18 protein-coding genes are annotated in these 19,624 nt (G+C 73.6%); 15 read left to right on the forward strand and 3 right to left on the reverse strand.

The features are described from left to right. Nucleotides 1-25: 25 nt before the first annotated feature. The 6 genes from fdh (at nt 26) to EBO35_RS04915 (ending at nt 8,065) form a co-directional block, all read left to right on the forward strand. Nucleotides 26-3,349 carry a formate dehydrogenase gene (gene fdh, locus EBO35_RS04890; RefSeq protein ID WP_263457644.1) on the forward strand — a complete coding sequence of 1,108 codons (3,324 nt, stop codon included), beginning with the start codon at nt 26-28 and terminating at the stop codon, nt 3,347-3,349. Continuing rightward, the gene (locus EBO35_RS04895) at nt 3,349-4,314 is read left to right on the forward strand and encodes a 4Fe-4S dicluster domain-containing protein (protein ID WP_122816723.1); all 966 of its coding nucleotides are present in this window, start codon (nt 3,349-3,351) and stop codon (nt 4,312-4,314) included. The genes fdh and EBO35_RS04895 overlap by 1 nt, the downstream gene beginning before the upstream one ends. Further along, a complete protein-coding gene (nrfD, locus tag EBO35_RS04900; protein WP_206422676.1) occupies nt 4,311-5,423 on the forward strand; it encodes an NrfD/PsrC family molybdoenzyme membrane anchor subunit in 1,113 nt (370 codons plus the stop codon). The genes EBO35_RS04895 and nrfD overlap by 4 nt, the downstream gene beginning before the upstream one ends. Before the next feature lie 9 nt (nt 5,424-5,432). Further along, the gene (locus EBO35_RS04905; protein ID WP_122816724.1) at nt 5,433-6,734 is read left to right on the forward strand and encodes an L-lactate MFS transporter; all 1,302 of its coding nucleotides are present in this window, start codon (nt 5,433-5,435) and stop codon (nt 6,732-6,734) included. A 93-nt stretch (nt 6,735-6,827) separates the two neighbouring features. Continuing rightward, the gene (locus tag EBO35_RS04910; protein WP_122816725.1) at nt 6,828-7,214 is read left to right on the forward strand and encodes a hypothetical protein; all 387 of its coding nucleotides are present in this window, start codon (nt 6,828-6,830) and stop codon (nt 7,212-7,214) included. Between the two features lie 86 nt (nt 7,215-7,300). Next, complete coding sequence (locus tag EBO35_RS04915) at nt 7,301-8,065, forward strand: VOC family protein (protein ID WP_122816726.1); 765 nt, start codon at nt 7,301-7,303, stop codon at nt 8,063-8,065. Nucleotides 8,066-8,090: 25 nt separating this feature from the next. Here EBO35_RS04915 and EBO35_RS04920 read toward each other — a convergent pair whose 3' ends face one another. Then, entirely contained in the window at nt 8,091-9,344 is a 1,254-nt protein-coding gene (locus EBO35_RS04920) for an MFS transporter (RefSeq protein ID WP_122816727.1), read from the reverse strand. Nucleotides 9,345-9,602: 258 nt separating this feature from the next. Here EBO35_RS04920 and EBO35_RS04925 point away from each other — a divergent pair, with 258 nt between their 5' ends. The 4 genes from EBO35_RS04925 to EBO35_RS04940 all read left to right on the forward strand — a co-directional run bounded on the left by EBO35_RS04925 (nt 9,603) and on the right by EBO35_RS04940 (nt 13,415). After that, entirely contained in the window at nt 9,603-11,009 is a 1,407-nt protein-coding gene (locus EBO35_RS04925) for a M15 family metallopeptidase (RefSeq protein WP_122816728.1), read from the forward strand. A gap of 10 nt (nt 11,010-11,019) precedes the next feature. Then, on the forward strand, nt 11,020-11,433 hold the full coding sequence (locus tag EBO35_RS04930; protein ID WP_122816729.1) for an HIT family protein: 414 nt from the start codon (nt 11,020-11,022) through the stop codon (nt 11,431-11,433). Nucleotides 11,434-11,481: 48 nt separating this feature from the next. Continuing rightward, nucleotides 11,482-12,249: an SDR family NAD(P)-dependent oxidoreductase gene (locus tag EBO35_RS04935; RefSeq protein ID WP_122816730.1), complete on the forward strand. Its 768-nt coding sequence runs from the start codon at nt 11,482-11,484 to the stop codon at nt 12,247-12,249. A gap of 164 nt (nt 12,250-12,413) precedes the next feature. After that, the gene (locus tag EBO35_RS04940; RefSeq protein WP_164477808.1) at nt 12,414-13,415 is read left to right on the forward strand and encodes a DUF3048 domain-containing protein; all 1,002 of its coding nucleotides are present in this window, start codon (nt 12,414-12,416) and stop codon (nt 13,413-13,415) included. A gap of 7 nt (nt 13,416-13,422) precedes the next feature. On the opposite strand, the gene EBO35_RS04945 is transcribed toward EBO35_RS04940, so the two are convergent. Beyond that, nucleotides 13,423-14,133 (reverse strand): TetR/AcrR family transcriptional regulator, encoded by a 711-nt coding sequence (locus tag EBO35_RS04945; RefSeq protein ID WP_122816732.1) that lies wholly within the window; start codon nt 14,131-14,133, stop codon nt 13,423-13,425. Between the two features lie 86 nt (nt 14,134-14,219). Here EBO35_RS04945 and EBO35_RS04950 point away from each other — a divergent pair, with 86 nt between their 5' ends. From EBO35_RS04950 to EBO35_RS04960, 3 genes are all read left to right on the forward strand, one after another. Continuing rightward, nucleotides 14,220-14,807: a YqgE/AlgH family protein gene (locus tag EBO35_RS04950; protein WP_122816733.1), complete on the forward strand. Its 588-nt coding sequence runs from the start codon at nt 14,220-14,222 to the stop codon at nt 14,805-14,807. 104 nt (nt 14,808-14,911) lie between these two features. After that, complete coding sequence (locus tag EBO35_RS04955; RefSeq protein ID WP_122819329.1) at nt 14,912-15,136, forward strand: DUF3039 domain-containing protein; 225 nt, start codon at nt 14,912-14,914, stop codon at nt 15,134-15,136. 107 nt (nt 15,137-15,243) lie between these two features. Next, nucleotides 15,244-16,944 (forward strand): DEAD/DEAH box helicase, encoded by a 1,701-nt coding sequence (locus EBO35_RS04960; RefSeq protein WP_241153959.1) that lies wholly within the window; start codon nt 15,244-15,246, stop codon nt 16,942-16,944. Between the two features lie 28 nt (nt 16,945-16,972). On the opposite strand, the gene EBO35_RS04965 is transcribed toward EBO35_RS04960, so the two are convergent. Then, entirely contained in the window at nt 16,973-17,446 is a 474-nt protein-coding gene (locus EBO35_RS04965) for an Lrp/AsnC family transcriptional regulator (protein WP_122816735.1), read from the reverse strand. 94 nt (nt 17,447-17,540) lie between these two features. Between EBO35_RS04965 and hppD the strand changes: the two genes are divergently transcribed. Both hppD and EBO35_RS04975 read left to right on the forward strand, forming a co-directional pair. Then, nucleotides 17,541-18,734 carry a 4-hydroxyphenylpyruvate dioxygenase gene (hppD, locus tag EBO35_RS04970; RefSeq protein WP_122816736.1) on the forward strand — a complete coding sequence of 398 codons (1,194 nt, stop codon included), beginning with the start codon at nt 17,541-17,543 and terminating at the stop codon, nt 18,732-18,734. A 40-nt stretch (nt 18,735-18,774) separates the two neighbouring features. Further along, a complete protein-coding gene (locus EBO35_RS04975) occupies nt 18,775-19,608 on the forward strand; it encodes an SDR family oxidoreductase (protein WP_122816737.1) in 834 nt (277 codons plus the stop codon). The last annotated feature ends 16 nt before the right edge of the window (nt 19,609-19,624 follow it).

Consider the following 19,624-nt stretch of genomic DNA (forward strand, 5'->3'; position numbering starts at 1 on the left):
AGCGCGTCAGTACGGAGGAGAGCCCATGGCCAAGGCGTTCTTGGACTGGCCGGTGCTGCGCCAGTTCCGCGGGGACGACGTCCTCGCCCGTGGCGTCGCTGCCCGCTCGCAGCAGACCGAGGAGCTCACCGCCCGCACCACGACGGCCGACCACGTCGCCCGCAGCGTGTGCCCCTACTGCGCGGTGGGCTGCGGTCAGAAGGTCTTCGTCAAGGACGGCGAGGTGACCCAGATCGAGGGTGACCCCGACAGTCCCGTCTCCCGCGGCCGGCTGTGCCCCAAGGGCTCGGCCAGCAAGAACCTCGTCACCAGCTCGCTGCGCCAGACCAAGGTCCGCTACCGCCGCCCCTACGGCACCGAGTGGGAGGACCTCGAGCTCTCCACGGCGATGGAGATGATCGCGGACCGGGTCGTGAAGACCCGCCGCGACTTCTGGCAGGAGCTCGACGAGAAGGGCCGCCGGGTCCGGCGCACGATGGGCATCGCCAGCCTCGGCGGCGCCACGCTGGACAACGAGGAGAACTACCTCATCAAGAAGCTCTTCACGGCGATGGGCGCTATCCAGATCGAGAACCAGGCCCGGATATGACACTCCGCCACCGTCCCCGGTCTGGGGACCAGCTTCGGGCGTGGCGGCGCCACCGGGTTCCTGCAGGACCTCGCCAACGCTGACTGCATCATCATCCAGGGGTCGAACATGGCCGAGGCCCACCCGGTGGGCTTCCAGTGGGTGGTGGAGGCCAAGGCGCGCGGCGCCAAGGTGATCCACGTCGACCCCCGGTTCACGCGCACCAGCGCGCTGGCCGACACGTTCGTGCCGCTGCGGGTCGGGTCCGACATCGCGTTCCTCGGCGGCATCGTCAACTACGTGCTCAGCAACGAGCTGGACTTCCGTGAGTACGTCGTGGCGTACACCAACGCCGCCACGATCCTCAGCGAGGACTTCGAGGACACCGAGGACCTCGACGGGCTGTTCTCCGGGTTCGACCCCGAGACCCGCACCTACGACACCCAGAGCTGGCAGTACGCCACCCAGGAGGGGGACGCGGCCGACGACAACGAGCCGATGCAGCGCGAGACCGCCAGCGCCATGCAGCACGAGACGCACGGCGTCCAGGTGAAGGGCGAGCCGCCGCGCGACGAGACGCTCCAGGACCCGCGCTGCGTCTACCAGGTCCTCAAGCGGCACTACTCCCGCTACACCCCGGAGATGGTCGCGCGCACCTGCGGGGTCAGCGAGGAGGCGTTCCTCGAGGTGTGCCGGGCCTGGACCGAGAACTCCGGGCGGGACCGCACCACCGCGCTGGTCTACAGCGTGGGCTGGACCCAGCACAGCGTCGGCGTGCAGTACATCCGCACCGGCGCGATCCTCCAGCTGCTGCTCGGCAACACCGGCCGGCCCGGCGGCGGGATCATGGCGCTGCGCGGGCACGCCAGCATCCAGGGGTCGACCGACATCCCGACGCTGTTCAACCTGCTGCCCGGCTACCTGCCGATGCCGAACGCCGCGGAGCACACCTCCCTGGAGGAGTGGCTCGACGCGGTCCGCCAGCCCGGGGCGAAGGGGTTCTGGTCGAACGCCGACGCCTACGGGGTCAGCCTGCTCAAGGCCTACTGGGGGGAGAAGGCGACGGCGGAGAACGACTACTGCTACGACTACCTGCCCCGGATCACCGGCGACCACGGCACCTACCGCACGGTGCTGGACATGATCGACGGCAAGGTGAAGGGCTACTTCCTGCTCGGCCAGAACCCGGCCGTCGGGTCCGCCCACGGGCGCGCCCAGCGGCTCGGCATGGCCAACCTGGACTGGCTGGTGGTGCGCGACCTGTTCGAGATCGAGAGCGCCAGCTTCTGGAAGGACTCCCCGGAGGTGGAGACCGGCGAGATCGTGCCGGAGGAGTGCGCCACCGAGGTGTTCTTGATGCCCGCGGCCTCGCACGTCGAGAAGGAGGGCACCTTCACCCAGACCCAGCGGATGCTCCAGTGGCGGGAGAAGGCCGTGGAGGCGCCCGGGGACTGCCGCTCGGAGCTGTGGTTCTTCTACCACCTGGGCCGGATGCTGCGCGAGCGGCTGGCCGACTCCACCGACGAGCGGGACCGGCCGCTGCTGGACCTCGCGTGGGACTACTCCACGCACGGGCTGCACGCCGAGCCCAGCGCGGAGGACGTGCTGATGGAGATCAACGGCTACGAGATCGCCACCCGGCGTCCGCTGTCGTCGTTCACCCAGATGCGCAACGACGGCAGCACCGTGGGCGGCTGCTGGATCTACACGGGCGTCTTCGCCGACGGCGTCAACCAGGCGGCCCGGCGCAAGCCCGGCAAGGAGCAGTCCTGGGTGGCGCCCGAGTGGGGCTGGGCGTGGCCGGCGAACCGCCGCACGCTGTACAACCGCGCCTCGGCCGACCCCGAGGGCCGGCCGTGGAGCGAGCGCAAGGCCTACGTGTGGTGGGACGAGGCGGCCCAGGAGTGGACCGGGCACGACGTGCCGGACTTCGAGAAGACCAAGCCGCCGTCGTACCGCCCCGGTCCCGAGGACGACGGCGTGGCCGGCATCGCCGGCAACGACCCGTTCATCATGCAGGGCGACGGGAAGGGCGCGCTCTACGTGCCCCAAGGGCTGCTCGACGGCCCGATGCCCACGCACTACGAGCCGGTGGAGTCGCCGTTCCCGAACCCGATGTACGGCCAGCAGGCCAACCCCATCCGCAAGGAGTACACCCGGGCCGAGAACCGGATGAACCCCAGCCCGCCGGAGGACCACAGCGAGGTCTTCCCGTTCGTCTTCACCACCAGTCGGCTCACCGAGCACCACACGGCCGGCGGGATGAGCCGCTACGTCGCGCGGCTGGCCGAGCTCCAGCCGGAGATGTTCGTCGAGGTCTCCCCGGAGCTGGCCGGCGAGCGCGGGCTGGAGAACGGCGGCTGGGCCACGATCGTCACCGCGCGCGCCGCGATCGAGGCCCGGGTGATGGTCACCGACCGGCTCTCGCCGCTGCGGGTCGAGAACCGGACCGTGCACCAGGTCTGGCTGCCCTACCACTGGGGACAGGGCGGGATCGTCACCGGCGACTCCGCCAACGACCTCCTCGGCATCTCGCTGGACCCCAACGTGCTGATCCAGGAGTCCAAGGTCGGCACCTGCGACGTCCGGCCGGGGCGGCGCCCGACCGGTGTGGCGCTGACCGCCCTGGTCGCGGGGTACCAGCACCGCGCCGGGGTGGACCACGACCTGGAGCGGCCGATCGTGACCACGGGGGCGGGTGCCTTCACCGCCGACGCCGGCGACGAGACGCCCAACCCCGAGGGCGAGCCCGACCACGACCAGGGAAGCGGAGCATCCTGATGATCGGTGGCAAGAACAGCCTCTTCGGCCCGGTCGACGCGACCGCCAACTCCGGGTACGGCGACGACCATCCGCCGCGGAAGGGGTTCTTCACCGACACCAGCATCTGCATCGGCTGCAAGGCCTGCGAGGTGGCGTGCAAGGAGTGGAACGACGTCCCTGCCGACCACTTCGACATGACCGCCAGCTCCTACGACAACAGCCACTCGCTGAACGCCAACCAGTGGCGCCACGTGGCTTTCATCGAGCAGCCCAAGCGGCTCGGCGCCCAGGACCCCGGGCTCCGGGCGCCGCAGGTCACGGACCTGGGGATGCCGACCGCCCGCCCGTCCGACACCCTGACCGTCGAGGAGGGCGAGCAGACGGATGACACGAAGCCGGACTTCCGGTGGCTGATGTCCTCCGACGTGTGCAAGCACTGCACCCACGCCGCGTGCCTGGACGTGTGCCCGACCGGGTCGCTGTTCCGCTCGGAGTTCGGCACGGTCGTGGTCCAGGACGACATCTGCAACGGCTGCGGCTACTGCGTGGCCGCCTGCCCGTACGGCGTGATCGAGCGCCGCCGCGCGCCGGACGGGGCGAAGAACGTCGGGATCGCCCAGAAGTGCACGCTGTGCTACGACCGGCTCGGCGCCGGGCAGACCCCGGCCTGCGCCCAGGCGTGCCCCACCGAGTCCATCCAGTTCGGCGACGTGGAGGAGCTGCGGGAGCGGGCCAGCACCCGGGTCGCGCAGCTGCACGAGGCCGGCATCATGGACGCTCGGCTCTACGGCAACGACCCCGAGGACGGCGTCGGTGGCGCCGGCGCGTTCTTCCTGCTCCTCGACGAGCCCGAGGTCTACGGGCTGCCGCCGGACCCGGTGGTGACCACCAAGGACCTGCCGCAGATGTTCAACCGCGCCTCGACCGCCGCGTTCACGCTGCTGGCCGGTGCCGCGCTGGCGTTTGTGGGGAGGCGGCGATGAGCGAGACCACCGACCGCAACGGGACCGGCCCGGCCGCGGCCCGCGACGAGCGGCAGACCACCGCCGTCATCGGGTCCGCCGGTGGCCGACGGATCGGCGGCGGCCGCCGGGGCGGACGGCGGCCCGGCGGGCGACGCAAGCACGGCCCGGGAGCAGAGCAGCAGATGGTCCCCGAGGCGGAGTTCACCTCCTACTACGGGCGGCCGATCGTCAAGCCGTCGCCGTGGGAGAAGGACATCCCGATCTACCTGTTCGCCGGCGGTCTGGCCGCCGGCTCCTCGCTGCTGGCCGCCGGCGCGGACCTCACCGGGCGGCCCGCCCTGCGGCGTACCGGCCGGTTCGGCGCGCTGGCCGCCCTGAGCGTCTCGATGGTCGCGCTGGTCCACGACCTCGGCAAGCCCTCCCGGTTCCTCAACATGCTGCGGGTGGCGAAGCTGACCTCCCCGATGTCGGTCGGCACCTGGATCCTGTCGATCTACGGCCCGTTCGCCGGCGCGGCGGCGGCTGCGGAGGCGGTCGCGATGCTGCCGCCGGGACGCCGGGTCGGCCCGCTGCGGCTGCTTCCGCTCCTGCACCGGCCGGCCGGGCTGATGGCCGGGCTGGCCGCGCCCCCGGTCGCGGCGTACACCGCGGTGTTGCTCGCCGACACCGCGACGCCGTCGTGGCACGCGGCCTTCAAGGAGCTCCCGTTCGTCTTCGTCGGGTCGGCCGCCGCCGCCTCCGCCGGCCTGGGCCTGGTCGGGGCTCCGGTCGCGGAGACCGGACCCGCGCGCCGGCTGGCGGTGGGCGGCGCGGTGCTGGAGCTGGCCGCGGAGCAGCAGATGGAGCGGTCGATGGGCATCACCGCCGAGCCGCTGCACGAGGGCAAGGCCGGGCGGCTGATGCGGGCCGCGAAGGCCCTCACCGTCGTCGGCGCGATCGGGGCGGCGGTCTCCGGTCGCAGCCGCGCCCTCTCGGCGCTCTCGGGCGCCGCGCTGATGGCCGGCTCGGCGTGCACCCGTTTCGGGATCTTCGAGGCGGGGCAGGCGTCGGCCCTGGACCCGAAGTACATCGTCGTACCGCAGCGCGAGCGCCTGGCGCGCGAGGGCCCCGTTCGCTACGAGGAGTGAGGTGTCGGCATGAGCAACACCGGGACGAACAGTGGGGCCGCCAGCGCGGAGGCCGGGGGCGAGACCGGGACGAACCGCTGGCTGCTCGTGGCCGCGGCGCTGCTCCTGCAGTTCTCGATCGGCGCCGTGTACGCGTGGAGCGTCTTCTCCAAGGCCCTCCAGGACGCCTCGGCGTTCGAGCTGAGCTCGGTCGAGGCGGCCATCCCGTTCGAGGTCACGATCGGGATGATCTTCATCGGCACCTACATCGGCGGCCGGATCCAGGACCGGCGCGGGCCGCGGGTGGTGGCGATGGCCGGCGGCGTGATCTACGGCCTGGGCGTGCTGCTGGCCGGCTTCGCGGAGAGCAAGGACGACTTCTGGCTGGTCGTGCTCGGGTACGGCGTGATCAGCGGCTTCGGGCTCGGCGTGGCCTACATCGTGCCGATCGCGATGCTGCAGAAGTGGTTCCCCGACAAGCGCGGCCTGATCACCGGGCTGGCGGTCGGTGGCTTCGGCTTCGGTGCGGTGCTCACCTCGCCGGTGGCGAACTGGCTGATCGACCGTGACCCGGACATCCCGACCAAGGCGTTCATCCCGCTCGGCATCGCCTACCTGGTGATGTCGCTGATCGGCGCCTCGCTGTTCAAGAACCCGCCCGAGGGCTACACCGTGGCCGGCCACGAGGCGGTCGGCGGCTCCGGCGCGGACGCCGCCACCCGCGACTACACCCAGGGCGAGGCCCTGCGCACCCCGCAGTGGTACCTGCTCACCGCGATCCTCACCCTCAACGTCGCGGCCGGCATCTCGCTGATCTCCCAGGCCGCGGCCAGCGCCACCGACATCGCCGGGTACTCCGCTGCCGGGGCGGCCACGCTGGTCGGCGCCCTGGCGATCTTCAACGGCGCCGGGCGGATCGTGTGGGCTGCGGCCTCGGACAAGATCGGGCGGATGCGGGCCTTCGCCGCGATGCTCGCGCTGTCCGGTCTGTGCCTGATCGCGATCCCGCACGCGGAGAGCGCCGTGCTGTTCGCCCTGCTCGCCGCGGTCATCTACCTCTGCTACGGCGGCGCCTTCGGCACCATGCCCGCCACCGCCGGCGACTACTTCGGGGTGCGCCACGCGGGCGCGATCTACGGGCTGATGCTGATCGGCTGGAGCATCGGCGGCGTCGCGGGGCCGCTGCTCGCCTCGGCCCTGATCGGCGAGGACGAGGCCTACACCACGGCGTACACGGTCATCGGCGTGGTCGCCGTGGCCGCCGTCGCGCTGACGTTCCTCACCAAGGTCCCGAAGGGCCGCGAGGCGGAGGCCGTCGACGCTCGGGGGTAGGCGGGGGCTCCGGCTCGCCGCCGGGTTTCTCGGTGGGGGGATGGATACCGGTCTGGGTTCGCAAACTGGATCCGACCCACGAGAGGTACCACCATGTTGAACCTGCGCAGGACCACCGCCACGGTCGGAGCCGCCGTGCTCCTGGCCACCCCGCTCGTCGCGCTCAGCGCGACGCCCGCCCAGGCCGCGGACCGGAACTTCCGGTGCAGCGGCGCCCGGGTCGACTTCGACGTCGAGCGCGACGACGGCAGGTACGAGGTGGCCGTCGACATCGACCGGGCTCCGGCCGGCAGCCGGTGGCGGGTCACGCTGCGCCAGAACGGGAAGCGGTTCTACCACCGGGTCCGGGTCGCCGACCGCGAGGGAGACGTCGAGGTCGACCGCAACCGGCCCAACACCCGGGGGCGCGACACCTTCAAGCTCCGGGTCAAGCGGATCGGCGGGGCCCCCGCGTGCAGGAGCACCATCCGGGTGCGCTGACGGTCCGAAGCCTTCGGGCCCGGCGCTGTCGCCGGGGTGCCGAGTTCGGGCCCGCCCGGGCCGGCCGACCGCTAGGTTGACCGACCGTGGACCAGCCCCGGATCGTCGCGCTCAACCACGTCGGCGTCAGCGTCGCCGACCTCGACCGGGCCCGGGCCTTCTGGGTCGGAGGGCTCGGCGCGCTGGAGCACGGCGGCTGGAGCTGGCCGGTGGGGACGGCGCCCGCTGACGAGTCCCTGGCGACACCGGGCACCGCTGCCGACGTGGCACTGCTGCGCACCGACACCGCGTTCCTGGAGCTGTTCGCGTTCTCCGCACCACGGCCCGAGCCCCGGTCCGACCGCGCGCCGGGCGTGGCCGCGCTGGCTTGGGCAGTGCCCGACGTCGCCGCGGCCCGGGAGCGGGGGCTCGCAGCGGGAGGGGCAGCGGACCCGCGCGACCCGGCCGCCCTGCGCTGCCCGGACGGCACGCCGGTCCGGCTGGTCGCCGCTCCCGAGGGCCCGACCGGGCTGGTCGGCGTGACGGTGCGGGTGCCGGACCCGGCGGCGCACGTCGTCCGGGAGGTGCTGGGACCGGTCGCCCACGAGGTGGTCGGCGGCGCCGACGCGCCGCCCGCCCGACCGGTCGACCTCGGGGTCAACCACGTCTGCCTCGACGTCGCCGGGATCGCCGCGGTCCGCGCCCACCTCGACGGGGTGCGCTGGCACCACGACGTCACCGAGTCCAGCGGCGGCATCGCCGCCGTCTGCTACGGCACCACCGCCGACGGGGTGCTCGTCGAGCTGCTGGAGAGCCGCAGCCCGGAGGCGTTCCTGTCCCGCTGCCGGCTGGCCCGCCCCGGCCCGGCCTGAGCGGCCGGACGGGGCCGGGCGAGGGTCAGGCGATGACCGGGTCGCCGGCGCCCGCCGCCGCGGACCGCTCGTCGGCCTCCCGCAGGGCCTGCCGTGCGGGCCGCTGCAGCACCACCGCCAGGGCCAGCGCGAGCACGGTCGCGCCCACCGTGACCATGAACGCGGCGCCGTACCCGTGCAGGTCGGCGAGCCGGCCCGCGGTGGTCGAGCCGATGGCGTACCCGATCCCGGTGGCGCCGGCCAGCAGCGTCATCGCCAGCCCGACCCGGGCCAGCGGCACCGCGCGCTCGGCGATCGAGAAGTTCGCGATCATGTACGGCGCGACGCCGAAGCCGATCAGCAGGACCGCCAGCACCAGCGTGGGGACCGAGTCGACCAGCAGGAACGGCACCGAGAGCACCAGCAGGAACGCGGCCGAGACCAGGACCCGGCGCTCGTGGCCGAACCGCTCCGGCAGCGCGACAGTGGCGAGCCCGGCGACCACGCTGCCGATCCCGAGCAGCGCGTGCACGAGGCCCGCGAGCCCGGGCTGACCGGCGTCGGTGGTGAGCGCGGTCGTGCCGGTCTGGATCGAGCCGAACAGCAGGCCCACGCAGAGCTGGGCGCCGAACAGCGCGACGAACAGCCCGGTGACCACCCGGCCGCCACCCGCAGCGCGGCCGCCGCCGCCGGTCAGCAGCGCGGTGGGGTGCAGGGCGAAGGCGCACCCGAAGACGGCCAGCAGGCCGGCGGCGAACAGGATCGCCGCGCTGGGGGAGACCAGGGCCACCAGCGCGCCGACCACGGCCGGGCCGAGGACGAACGACGCCTCGTCGGCGGCGCCCTCGTAGGAGAAGGCGGCGCCCATCAGCCGGCCCTGCTGGGCCCCGGCGGGCGCGGTGATCGGCCGCCAGCGGACCCGCGCCAGGGGACCCACCGTGGGCAGCACCAGCCCGGCCGCGGCGGCGGTGGCGACGAGCGCGCCGCCCGGCGCCCCGGAGGACGTGAGCGCGACCAGGGCGGCCAGCCCGGCGGCACCGGCGAGGGACTGGACCAGGACCACCGAGCGCTGGCCGATCCGGTCCGCGAGGGCGCCGGCGAACGGCGAGCCCACGGCGTTCGCGACCGCGAGGGCGCCGGCGGCGAGGCCGCCGGTCCCGTAGCTGTCGGTGGCGCTGGAGACCAGCAGCATCGTGCCGATCTGGCTCATGCTCAGCGGCAGTCGCCCGACGAAGGCGACGGCGACGTACATCGGTCCGACCAGGTCGAGCAGTCGGGCGTACGAGGCGAGGGGTGACACAGGTGGGTTCCTTCAGGGTAGGCGCGGACCGCGCGCCGTACCCACCACCAAGAACGCGCCGAACCCTGTGCGCCGAGGATGCTAGCCGCCCTCCGGGGTGCCGTGGGCATCCGCGACCGGCCGGGTGACCGGCCTCACCTGGGTCGCCGGGGCCGGTCCCGGCCGGGCACACTGACGCCCATGCCTCTCGGGTCGCCCTACTCCGTCCCCGTCCGCCGCGCCGCCGCGCACCGACCGCAAGGAGGGGGCGCCGGCCGGGTGCTGACTGTGGTCCTGGCCCTGATCCTGGGCGTGGCCGGGACGGTCGCGATGGTCGCTCTGCCCGCCCACGCGGCGCCGGCCGCGACGACCCTCGTGCTGAGCGGCACCGGCGGCACGGCCGGTGCCACCACGACGCTCGCGCTGGAGCTGCGCACCACCGACGGTCGGCCGGTGGCCGGCGCGACGGTCCTGGTCGAGCGGGCGTCGGGCGGCGGGGGATGGGCGCCGGTGGGCACGGTCGGCACCGACGCCGCGGGCCGGGCCACCCTGCCGGCCACGATCGACCGGGTCCCCGCCCGGAACGCCTTCCGGGCGAGCTGGGCCGGCGACACGACGTACGCCGGGGCGGCCGCCGCCACCCAGGTCCGCCTCACCCGGCTGGGCAGCAGCCTGGCCGTCACCGGCCCGGGCAGCGTGACCGACGGCGCGAGCGTTGACCTCCAGGTGACCTGGCGGACCGTCGACGGCCAGCCGGTCGCGGGCCCGGTGCGGCTCCAGCGGCGCAACGCGGGCGGGAAGTGGCGCACCGTCACCACCCTGCGCACCGGGCCCGACGGCACGGCCCGGCTCCGGGTCCGCCCGCGGGTGGACACCGCCTGGCGTGCCCGGGCCGCGGCGCTGGCCTGGGTCGAGGCGGCGCGCAGCGGCATCCGCAGCCTGGACAACCGCCCGCCGGGCGACCGGGTCCGGCTGCCGAAGCGGGCGCCGCGGCCCCGGGTCCGGCTGCCGCGGCAGCGGCGCGCGGTCGACGAGGGCGCCAACCTGGCAGTCACCCGGATCCCCGCGGGGGTCTGGCGGCAGATGACCGGGCGCAGCTGGCGCCGGGGCTGCCCGGTCGGCCGCGCCGGCCTGCGGCTGGTCCGCGTCAACTACTGGGGCTACGACGGCTACCGCTACCGCGGGGAGCTGGTCGCCAATGCCCGCGCGGCCCGGGCCATGGGCGGCGCGCTGGCCGAGATGTACGCCGCGGGGCACGCCGTCCGCTCCATGTACCGGGTCGACCGGTTCGGCTGGTCCAAGCGGCTCAGGGGCGCCGACGACTACCGCTCGATGGCGGCCGGCAACACCTCGGCGTTCAACTGCCGCCACGTCGTCGGCCGGCCGGGGGTCCGCTCGCCGCACTCCTACGGCACCGCCCTGGACGTGAACACCTGGGAGAACCCCTACCGCTCCGCGCGCGGCATCGTGCCGAACCGGTTCTGGCAGGCCCGCTCGCACCCGAACGTCGCCTGGCGCTCGCGCAACCACGCGGTGGTGCGGATCATGGCGCGCCACGGGCTGCGCTGGACCTACGGGCTCGGCGACACCCAGCACTTCGACTACGTCGGCCCCGCGGGCACGGCCGGTGCGGGCCGGTCCGTCGCCCACCTGCACCCGCAGTGCACCGGGTTCATCTGCGAGTAGCGTGCCGTCCGTGCCCGACTGCGCCTTCTGCTCGATCGTGGCCGGGACGGCCGCGGCCGACCTGGTGCTCGAGGACGACGACCTGGTGGCCTTCCTGGACCGGCGGCCGGTCTTCAAGGGGCACGTGCTGCTGGTGCCGCGCGAGCACGTGGTCACGCTCCCGGACCTGCCCGCCGGGCTGCGCGACGGCTTCCTGGCCGCCGCGCAGCGGCTCGCCACCGCTGTCGTGACCGGGCTGGGAGCCCAGGGCAGCTTCGTGGCGCTGAACAACGTGGTCAGCCAGTCGGTGCCGCACCTGCACCTGCACGTCGTGCCCCGGACCAAGGGCGACGGGCTGCGCGGGTTCTTCTGGCCGCGCACCGGCTACGCCGACGACGCCGAGCGTGGCGAGTACGCCGCGCGGTTGCGCGCGGCCCTACAGTGATCGCCGGATGCTGAGGGCAGCGTCCCACCGAGCAGAGGAGACAGGAACATGGGTCGATTCGACGGGCGCGTCGCCGTCATCACCGGCGCCGCACGAGGCATCGGCTTCGGGACCGCCACCCGGTTCGCCGAGGAGGGCGCCTCGATCGCGATCGTCGACCTCGACGAGACAGCTGCCGCCGAGGCCGCCGCCAAGCTGCCCGTCGTCGAGGGCGCCCGGGCGATCGGGATCGGGGCCGACGTCAGCGACGCCGCCTCGGTCGACGCCGCGATCGCGCGGGTCGTCGCGGAGCTCGGCGGGCTGCACGTGCTCGTCAACAACGCCGGCATCACCCGCGACAACCTGCTGTTCAAGATGTCCGAGCAGGACTGGGACCTGGTCATGAACGTGCACCTCAAGGGCGCCTTCCTGATGACCAAGGCCGCCCAGAAGCACTTCGTGGAGCAGAAGTACGGCAAGGTCCTCAACCTCTCCAGCGTCTCCGCGCTCGGCAACCGGGGCCAGGCCAACTACTCCGCCGCCAAGATGGGCATCCAGGGGTTCACCCGCACGCTCGGCATCGAGCTGGGCCCCTTCGGCATCAACGCCAACGCGATCGCGCCGGGCTTCATCGCCACCGAGATGACCGACGCCACCGCCGCCCGGCTCAAGATGGACGTCGAGGACTTCCGCAAGCTCAACGCCGAGGCCAACCCGGTCAAGCGGGTCGGCTTCCCCGAGGACATCGCCGCGGCCGCGGCGTTCCTCTGCAGCGACGAGGCCTCCTACATCACCGGCCAGACCCTGTACGTCGACGGCGGCGCTACCCTGGTCTGAGAGCGCCACCGGCGGCCGCCGGTGCGGTGACCCGCTCATCGGGACCCGCCCATCGCGGCCCGGCCGCTCCTGGCGCGCCTCCCGGCCTCCGGGCCGCGCGCGCCCCACACTGAAGTCGACCAGTTCACTGCACCATGTCCCGATCTCGAAACGGAGCCCGCCTCGTGCGCCGCACCCGCCTGTTCACCGCCACCGCCCTGGCTGCGTGCCTCGTCCTCACCGCCTGTGGCGGCGAGGAGGACCCGAAGAAGCCGGCGTCCCAGGACGTCGCCGAGGGCTCGGTGCTCGACTCCACCTGGCCCCTGACCGGGCTGCCGGTCACCGGCGACGACAGCGCCTCCCAGGAGCACCCGGTGATGGTCGTCAAGATCGACAACACCGCCTCCAGCGCGCCGCAGGTCGGCCTCGGCAAGGCGGACCTGGTCGTCGAGGAGCTCGTCGAGGGCGGGATGACCCGGCTCGCGGCGTTCTTCTACTCCGAGCTGCCGGGCAAGGTCGGGCCGGTGCGCTCGATGCGCGCCAGCGACATCGGCATCGTCGCCCCCTCCGAGGGCGCCATGGTGACCAGCGGCGCCGCCGGGGTCACCATCGACCGGATCAAGAAGGCCGGGATCGAGTTCTTCGCCGAGGGCGCCAAGGGCATCAGCCGCGACAGCTCGCGCAGCGCGCCGTACAACCTGTTCTCGAACCTGCCCCAGACCGCGACGCTCGCGAAGGTCGAGGAGTCCCGCCCCGACGACTACCTGGAGTGGGGGACTGCCGAGGACCTGCCGAAGGGCCAGCCCGCCAAGCGGATCACCGCCAGCTTCTCCGGCGGCCACACCACCGAGTGGTCCTACGACGGCAAGACCTACAGCAACGTCAACACCCACGCCGCCGAGGGCGACCAGTTCCAGGCCGACACCGTCCTGGTGCTGCGGGTCCCGGTCGGCGACGCGGGCTACACCGACCCGGCCGGCAACCCGGTGCCGGAGACCAAGCTCGACGGCAAGGGCCAGGCGCTGCTCTTCCACGGCGGGCGCCTGGTGCGCGGCACCTGGACCAAGAACGGGCTGGACGCCCCGATCCGGCTGGCCACCAAGGCCGGGGACCTCACGGTCCCGGCCGGCCACACCTGGGTCGAGCTGGTCCCGAACTCCGGCGGCAACGTCACGTTCGGCAAGTAGCAGCGAGCTATCCGACGCCCGGGCGGTCCTGCGGGACCGACCCGGGCGTCGGCACGTCCACGCCGGTGTCGGCGAGGACCTGGAAGCCCTGGAGGATGAACGTGATAGCGGTCTCGACGCGCTGGGCCGCGGCGAGCGGGTCCGTGGCGGTCGCGACGCACTCGCCGGCCGAGGACATCGCGCCGAAGAAGATCCGCGAGAAGGTCTGCAGCATCTCCTCCTCGACCTCCCAGGTGCCGGCCGTGGTCACCGAGCGCACGATCTCCACCACGTTCGCGAAGGTGGAGCGCTCCTCCTGCTCCCGGTAGCGCTCGTGGCCGAGGACGGCGGGTCCCTCCTGGACGACGATGCGCCGGTAGCGCGGCTCCTGCACGACGGCCAGGAACGCCCGCAGGCCGGCGACCGCCTTCTCCCACGGGTCGGCCTTGCCGCGCACGGCGCGCTGGATGGTCCGGGAGGCGTCGGACTCGACCCGCTCGAAGACCGCCTCGAAGAGCGCCTGCTTGCCGGTGAAGTGGTGGTAGAGCGCGCCCTTGGTCACCCGGGCGCCGGCCACGATCGTGTCCAGCGACGTGGCGGCGTACCCGTGCTGGGTGAAGAGGTCCTCGGCCACGTCCACGAGGGCCCGCTTGGTCGAGGCGGAGTACTGCTGGCGCCGGCTCGGCCCGGCGCGGCCCGGGCCCGCCGGAGCCGGCTGCGGCACGCGCGAGGTCGACATTCCGACAGCATAGGACCGACCGTCGGTATGGGCGGGTGCGATCGGGCATCGTGCGGCCGGCCCGGGGCGGGTGTCAGGATGGCGCCATGGCATCGGTGGGACCACGGCCGGGCACGGCCCCGGAACCGGCGGCGGGGATGCTGCTGGTCGCGTCCCCGGCGCTGCTCGACCCGAACTTCGCCGACGCCGTCGTGCTGGTCCTCGACGCCGATTCCGACGGTGCCGTCGGCGTCGTGCTGAACCGGCCCTCGCCGGTCCCGGTCGCCGAGGTGCTGGCCGGCTGGGGCGAGGTCGTGGCCGAGCCGGAGGTGCTCTTCCAGGGCGGCCCGGTCGGGCCGGAGGGGGCACTCGCGGTGGGCCTGCTCAAGGCCGGCATCGAGCCCCCGGTCGGCTTCCGGCCCGTGCACGCCGCCCTCGGCGTCCTGGACCTGGACACCCCCGTCGAGCTGGTCGCGGGCGGCCTCGACGGCCTGCGGATCTTCGCCGGGTACGCCGGCTGGGGCGCCGGCCAGGTGGAGGCCGAGATCGAGGAGGGCAGCTGGTACGTCGTGCCCGGCACCGCCGCCGACGTCTTCCGCGCCGACCCGACCGACCTGTGGCGCGAGGTGCTGCGCCGCCAGCCGGGCGAGCTGGCCTGGCACGCCACCCGTCCGGTGGACCCGGACCTCAACTGATCGCGGCGCACCTCCTCTCGGCTCACCCGATCGGGACGGCCTCGCGTACCCTTGACGACGTGAGCAGCATCGGATTCGGCACCGGCACGTCCCTCGACGAGCGAGTGCGCGAGGACCAGCGCACCGTCCCCACCGACGACGGTGACCACGAGCGGTTCTCGCACTACGTCGAGAAGGAGAAGCTCACCGAGGCGATGGTGATGGGCACCCCGGTCGTGGCGCTGTGCGGGAAGGTCTGGGTGCCCAGCCGGGCGCCGGAGAAGTTCCCGGTCTGCCCGGATTGCAAGGAAGTCTGGGAGAGCCTGAACGGCCCCGAGGGCGAGGAGTGACTGCGGCCGACGAGCCGCTCCCCGAGCCCAACGCACTGACTCCGGCCTGGCCGGAGCGTGCTGCCTGGGGCACGGCCACGTCCCTGCGTGCGTGGCAGACCGCCGCGATGCAGAAGTACTTCACCGATCACCCGCGCGACTTCCTCGCGGTCGCCACGCCCGGGGCCGGCAAGACCACGTTCGCGCTCTCGGTGGCCGCCGAGCTGCTCGGGCGCCGGATCGTGGACCGGATCACGATCGTGGCGCCCACCGAGCACCTCAAGCTCCAGTGGGCCCAGGCCGCGGCCCGCGCCGGGATCCCGATCGACCCGACGTACGCCGCCGGGAAGGGCCGCACCTCCGGGGACTACGTGGGGATCGCTGTCACCTACGCGGGCGTCGCGGTGAACCCGCTGGCGATGCGGATCCGCACCGAGCGCTTCAAGACCCTGGTGATCCTCGACGAGGTGCACCACGCCGGCGACGCGCTGTCGTGGGGCGAGGGCGTGCGGGAGGCCTTCGAGCCGGCGTCGCGGCGCCTGGCGCTGACCGGCACGCCGTTCCGCTCCGACATCAACCCGATCCCGTTCGTCACCTACGCCCCGGGGCACGACGGCGTGCCGCGCTCGGTCGCGGACTTCACCTACGGCTACGGGCAGGCGCTGGCAGACCACGTGGTGCGGCCGGTGCTGTTCATGGCCTACTCCGGCGACATGACCTGGCGCACCCGCGCCGGCGACGAGGTGGTCGCCCGGCTGGGCGAGCCGCTGACCAAGGACCTGACCAACCAGGCGCTGCGCACCGCCCTGGACCCGCACGGCTCCTGGATCCCGTCGGTGCTGGCCGCTGCCGACACCCGGCTCTCGGAGGTACGCCGGCACGTGCCGGACGCCGGGGGACTGGTGATCGCCACCGACCAGGACTCGGCGCGCGCGTACGCCAAGACGCTGCGCCAGATCACCGGCGAGGCGGCGACCGTGGTGCTCTCCGACGAGAAGCTGGCCTCGAAGAAGATCTCGGAGTTCTCCGCCGGCGAGAGTCGCTGGATGGTCGCGGTCCGGATGGTCTCCGAGGGCGTCGACGTGCCGCGGCTCTCGGTGGGCGTCTACGCGACCACCACCTCCACGCCGCTGTTCTTCGCCCAGGCGGTGGGCCGCTTCGTGCGGGCCCGGGCCCGCGGCGAGACCGCCTCGGTGTTCCTGCCCAGCGTCCCCGGACTGCTCACGTTCGCCGCGGAGATGGAGGTCGAGCGCGACCACGTCCTGGGCAAGAAGGTCAGCGAGGACGGCGACCTGTTCGCACCCGAGGACGACCTGCTGCGCCAGGCCAACCAGGGCGAGGCCGCGTCCTCGGACCTGGAGGGGCTGTCCTTCGAGGCGCTCGGCTCCGAGGCCCGCTTCGACCGGGTGCTCTTCGACGGCGGCGAGTTCGGCCACGCCGGCGAGGTGCACGTGGGCTCGGAGGAGGAGATGGACTTCCTCGGCATCCCCGGGCTCCTGGAGCCCGACCAGATGCGCGACCTGCTGCGCCGCCGGCAGAGCGACCGCGCGCAGAAGCAGCAGTCCGCGCTGACCGCGCGCGGCGAGGAGGCGCGCCAGTCCGCGGACTCGGTCGCCGAGGTGACCACCCACGAGCAGCTGGCAGTGCTGCGCCGCGAGCTCAACGGGCTGGTCGGCGCCTGGCACCACCGCACCGGCCAGCCGCACGGGATGACCCATGCGACGCTGCGCAAGGAGTGCGGCGGCCCCGCGGCCGCGGTGGCCAACGCCGAGCAGCTGCGGGCGCGGATCGACCGGGTCCGCGAGTGGGCGGCCCGGCGTACCTCCTGAGGGGCCAGGCGGCCGGCTCGGGCGCCGGTCAGTCGGCCGCGGCGGCGCGGGCCAGCGGCAGCACCCGGTAGGGCACCTGGGTCGCCAGCGCGATCACGGTCGAGGAGCGCACGATCCTCGGCTCGGCCAGCACGGCGTCGATGACCCGTTGCAGGTCGGTGTTCGACCGGGCGACCACGCGCACCCACAGGTCGCCGGCGCCGGTGATCGTGTGCGCCTCGAGGACCTCCGGGATCGCGGCGAGATGGTCTGCGACCGCCTGGTGCCCGCCGGCGCGCGGCTCCTGGCGGATCTCCAGGGTCAGGAACCCGGTCACGGGATGGCCCAGCGCGGCGGGGGAGAGCTCGGGCCCCCAGCCGGTGACCACCCCGCTGCCGGCGAGCCGGTCCAGCCGCGCCTGGACGGTGCCGCGGGCGACGCCGAGCCGGCGGGACGCCTCGAGCACCCCCACCCGCGGCTCGGTGGCGAACAGCTCGATCAGCCTGGCGTCCAGATCGTCCATCCCGGGGCTCCCCTTGTCGGCCGGAACTGGACAGGTTGCCCAGCGTCGGAGCTCACACTTGCACAGCATGTCGCCCGGATCACATCCTGCGAGCATGTCGCTGACCCCTGCCGAGCTCAAGGCCGACCTGACCCTCGACCAGCTGCGCCAGCTCGTCGGACTCGTGGAGTACGACGCCGATGCCGACGTCTTCCCGGTCACCGGGTGGGATGCGATCGTCTTCGTCGTCGGCAACGCCACCCAGGCCGCGCACTACTACCAGTCCGCGTGGGGGATGCAGCTCGAGGCGTACTCCGGCCCCGAGAACGGCAACCGCGACCACGTCTCGTTCGTGCTGCGCTCCGGCTCGATCCGCTTCGTCCTCAACGGGGCGGTGGACCCCGACAGCGACCTCGTCGAGCACCACCGCCGGCACGGCGACGGGGTCGTCGACATCGCGCTGGAGGTCCCCGACGTGGACCGGTGCATCGCCCAGGCCCGCCGCGCCGGCGCCACGATCCTGAGCGAGCCCGAGGACCGCACCGACGAGCACGGCACCGTGCGGACCGCCGCGATCGCGACGTACGGCGAGACCCGGCACACGCTGGTGGACCGGTCCCGCTACGACGGCCCCTACCTGCCCGGGTACGTCGCCCGGCGCGGCCGCTGGCAGCCCCGGCCGGGCCAGCCGCGGCGGCTCTTCTCGGCGCTGGACCACATCGTCGGCAACGTCGAGCTGGGCCGGATGGAGGAGTGGGTCGACTTCTACCGCCGGGTCATGGGCTTCACGAACATGGCCGAGTTCATCGGCGACGACATCGCCACCGACTACTCGGCCCTGATGAGCAAGGTGGTCGCCAACGGCAACCACCGGGTGAAGTTCCCGCTCAACGAGCCGGCGGTGGCCAAGAAGCGCTCCCAGATCGACGAGTACCTCGACTTCTACCGCGGCCCCGGAGCCCAGCACCTCGCGCTGGCGACCAACGACATCCTCGCCACCGTCGACGCGCTGCGCGCCAACGGCGTGGAGTTCCTGGCCACCCCGGACTCCTACTACGAGGACCCCGAGCTGCGGCGCCGGATCGGCGAGGTCCGGGTCCCGATCGAGGAGCTCAAGCGGCGCAGCATCCTCGTGGACCGCGACGAGGACGGCTACCTGCTCCAGATCTTCACCAAGCCGCTGGGCGACCGGCCCACTGTCTTCTTCGAGCTCATCGAGCGGCATGGCTCGCTCGGCTTCGGCAAGGGCAACTTCAAGGCGCTCTTCGAGGCGATCGAGCGCGAGCAGGCGGCACGCGGCAACCTCTGAGCGGCCCCCGGGGCGCCCCGGTGCCCTAGGCTCGCGCCGCATGAGCCAGCGTGAGCGGGACCTCAGCACCCTGTCCTTCGTCGTCACCGGGGGCGCCCGGGGCATCGGCCGGGCCACCGTCGAGCGGCTCGCCCGCCGTGGCGCCCGGGTCGCGGTCGGCGACCTCGACGCGGACCTGGCCCGTGAGGTCGCCGCGCCCCTCGGCCCGCGGGTGGTGGCCGCCGGGCTCGACGTCACCGAGCGTGGCTCCTGGGAGGCGTTCCTGGCGTCGACGGCCGCGGTCGGGCCGGTCGACGTGCTGATCAACAATGCAGGCATCATGCCGCTCGGCCCGGTGCTGGCCGAGCCCGACGAGCTGGCCCGCCGGATCGTCGACGTGAACCTGCACGGGTTGGTCCTCGGCACCAAGCTCGTCGTCCCGGGGATGGTCGAGCGGGGCCGGGGCCACGTCGTCAACGTCGCCTCGGCGGTCGGCCGGGTCGCGCTCGCCGACGGCGCGACGTACTCGGCCTCGAAGTTCGCAGCGGTCGGGTTCAGCGAGGCCACCCGCGCCGAGCTGGCGCCGTACGGCGTGGAGGTGAGCGTGGTGCTGCCGACGATCGTGCGCACCGAGCTCGCCGCCGGGGTCCCGGCCACCCGCGGGGTGCGGCCGGTGAGCGCCGACGACGTCGCCCGGGTGATCGAGGCGACCGTGCGTCGCCCGCGCGCCGAGGTGTGGGTGCCGCGCTACGCGCAGGCGGTCGCGAAGGGCTCCCAGCTGCTGCCCCGGCGGGTGCAGTCCGTGCTCGCCCACGCGTTCCGGGCCGACGCTGCGCTCTCCGGTGCCGACCCGGCGGCCCGGGCGGCGTACGAGGAGCGGGTGCGTCGGGGCTGAGCCGGCGGTCCCGCTG

Source organism: Nocardioides pantholopis, assembly GCF_003710085.1.
Taxonomy (GTDB): domain Bacteria; phylum Actinomycetota; class Actinomycetes; order Propionibacteriales; family Nocardioidaceae; genus Nocardioides; species Nocardioides pantholopis.

Bases quoted from the DNA above. Each gene is read 5' to 3' on its own strand.
- EBO35_RS04895 (WP_122816723.1), top strand. From the start codon at position 3,349: ATGATCGGTGGCAAGAACAGCCTCTTCGGCCCGGTCGACGCGACCGCC.
- EBO35_RS04960 (WP_241153959.1), top strand. From the start codon at position 15,244: ATGCAGAAGTACTTCACCGATCACCCGCGCGACTTCCTCGCGGTCGCC.
- nrfD (WP_206422676.1), top strand. From the start codon at position 4,311: ATGAGCGAGACCACCGACCGCAACGGGACCGGCCCGGCCGCGGCCCGC.
- EBO35_RS04905 (WP_122816724.1), top strand. From the start codon at position 5,433: ATGAGCAACACCGGGACGAACAGTGGGGCCGCCAGCGCGGAGGCCGGG.
- EBO35_RS04935 (WP_122816730.1), top strand. From the start codon at position 11,482: ATGGGTCGATTCGACGGGCGCGTCGCCGTCATCACCGGCGCCGCACGA.
- EBO35_RS04965 (WP_122816735.1), bottom strand. From the start codon at position 17,446: ATGGACGATCTGGACGCCAGGCTGATCGAGCTGTTCGCCACCGAGCCG.
- EBO35_RS04910 (WP_122816725.1), top strand. From the start codon at position 6,828: ATGTTGAACCTGCGCAGGACCACCGCCACGGTCGGAGCCGCCGTGCTC.
- EBO35_RS04945 (WP_122816732.1), bottom strand. From the start codon at position 14,133: ATGTCGACCTCGCGCGTGCCGCAGCCGGCTCCGGCGGGCCCGGGCCGC.
- hppD (WP_122816736.1), top strand. From the start codon at position 17,541: ATGTCGCTGACCCCTGCCGAGCTCAAGGCCGACCTGACCCTCGACCAG.
- EBO35_RS04950 (WP_122816733.1), top strand. From the start codon at position 14,220: ATGGCATCGGTGGGACCACGGCCGGGCACGGCCCCGGAACCGGCGGCG.
- EBO35_RS04975 (WP_122816737.1), top strand. From the start codon at position 18,775: ATGAGCCAGCGTGAGCGGGACCTCAGCACCCTGTCCTTCGTCGTCACC.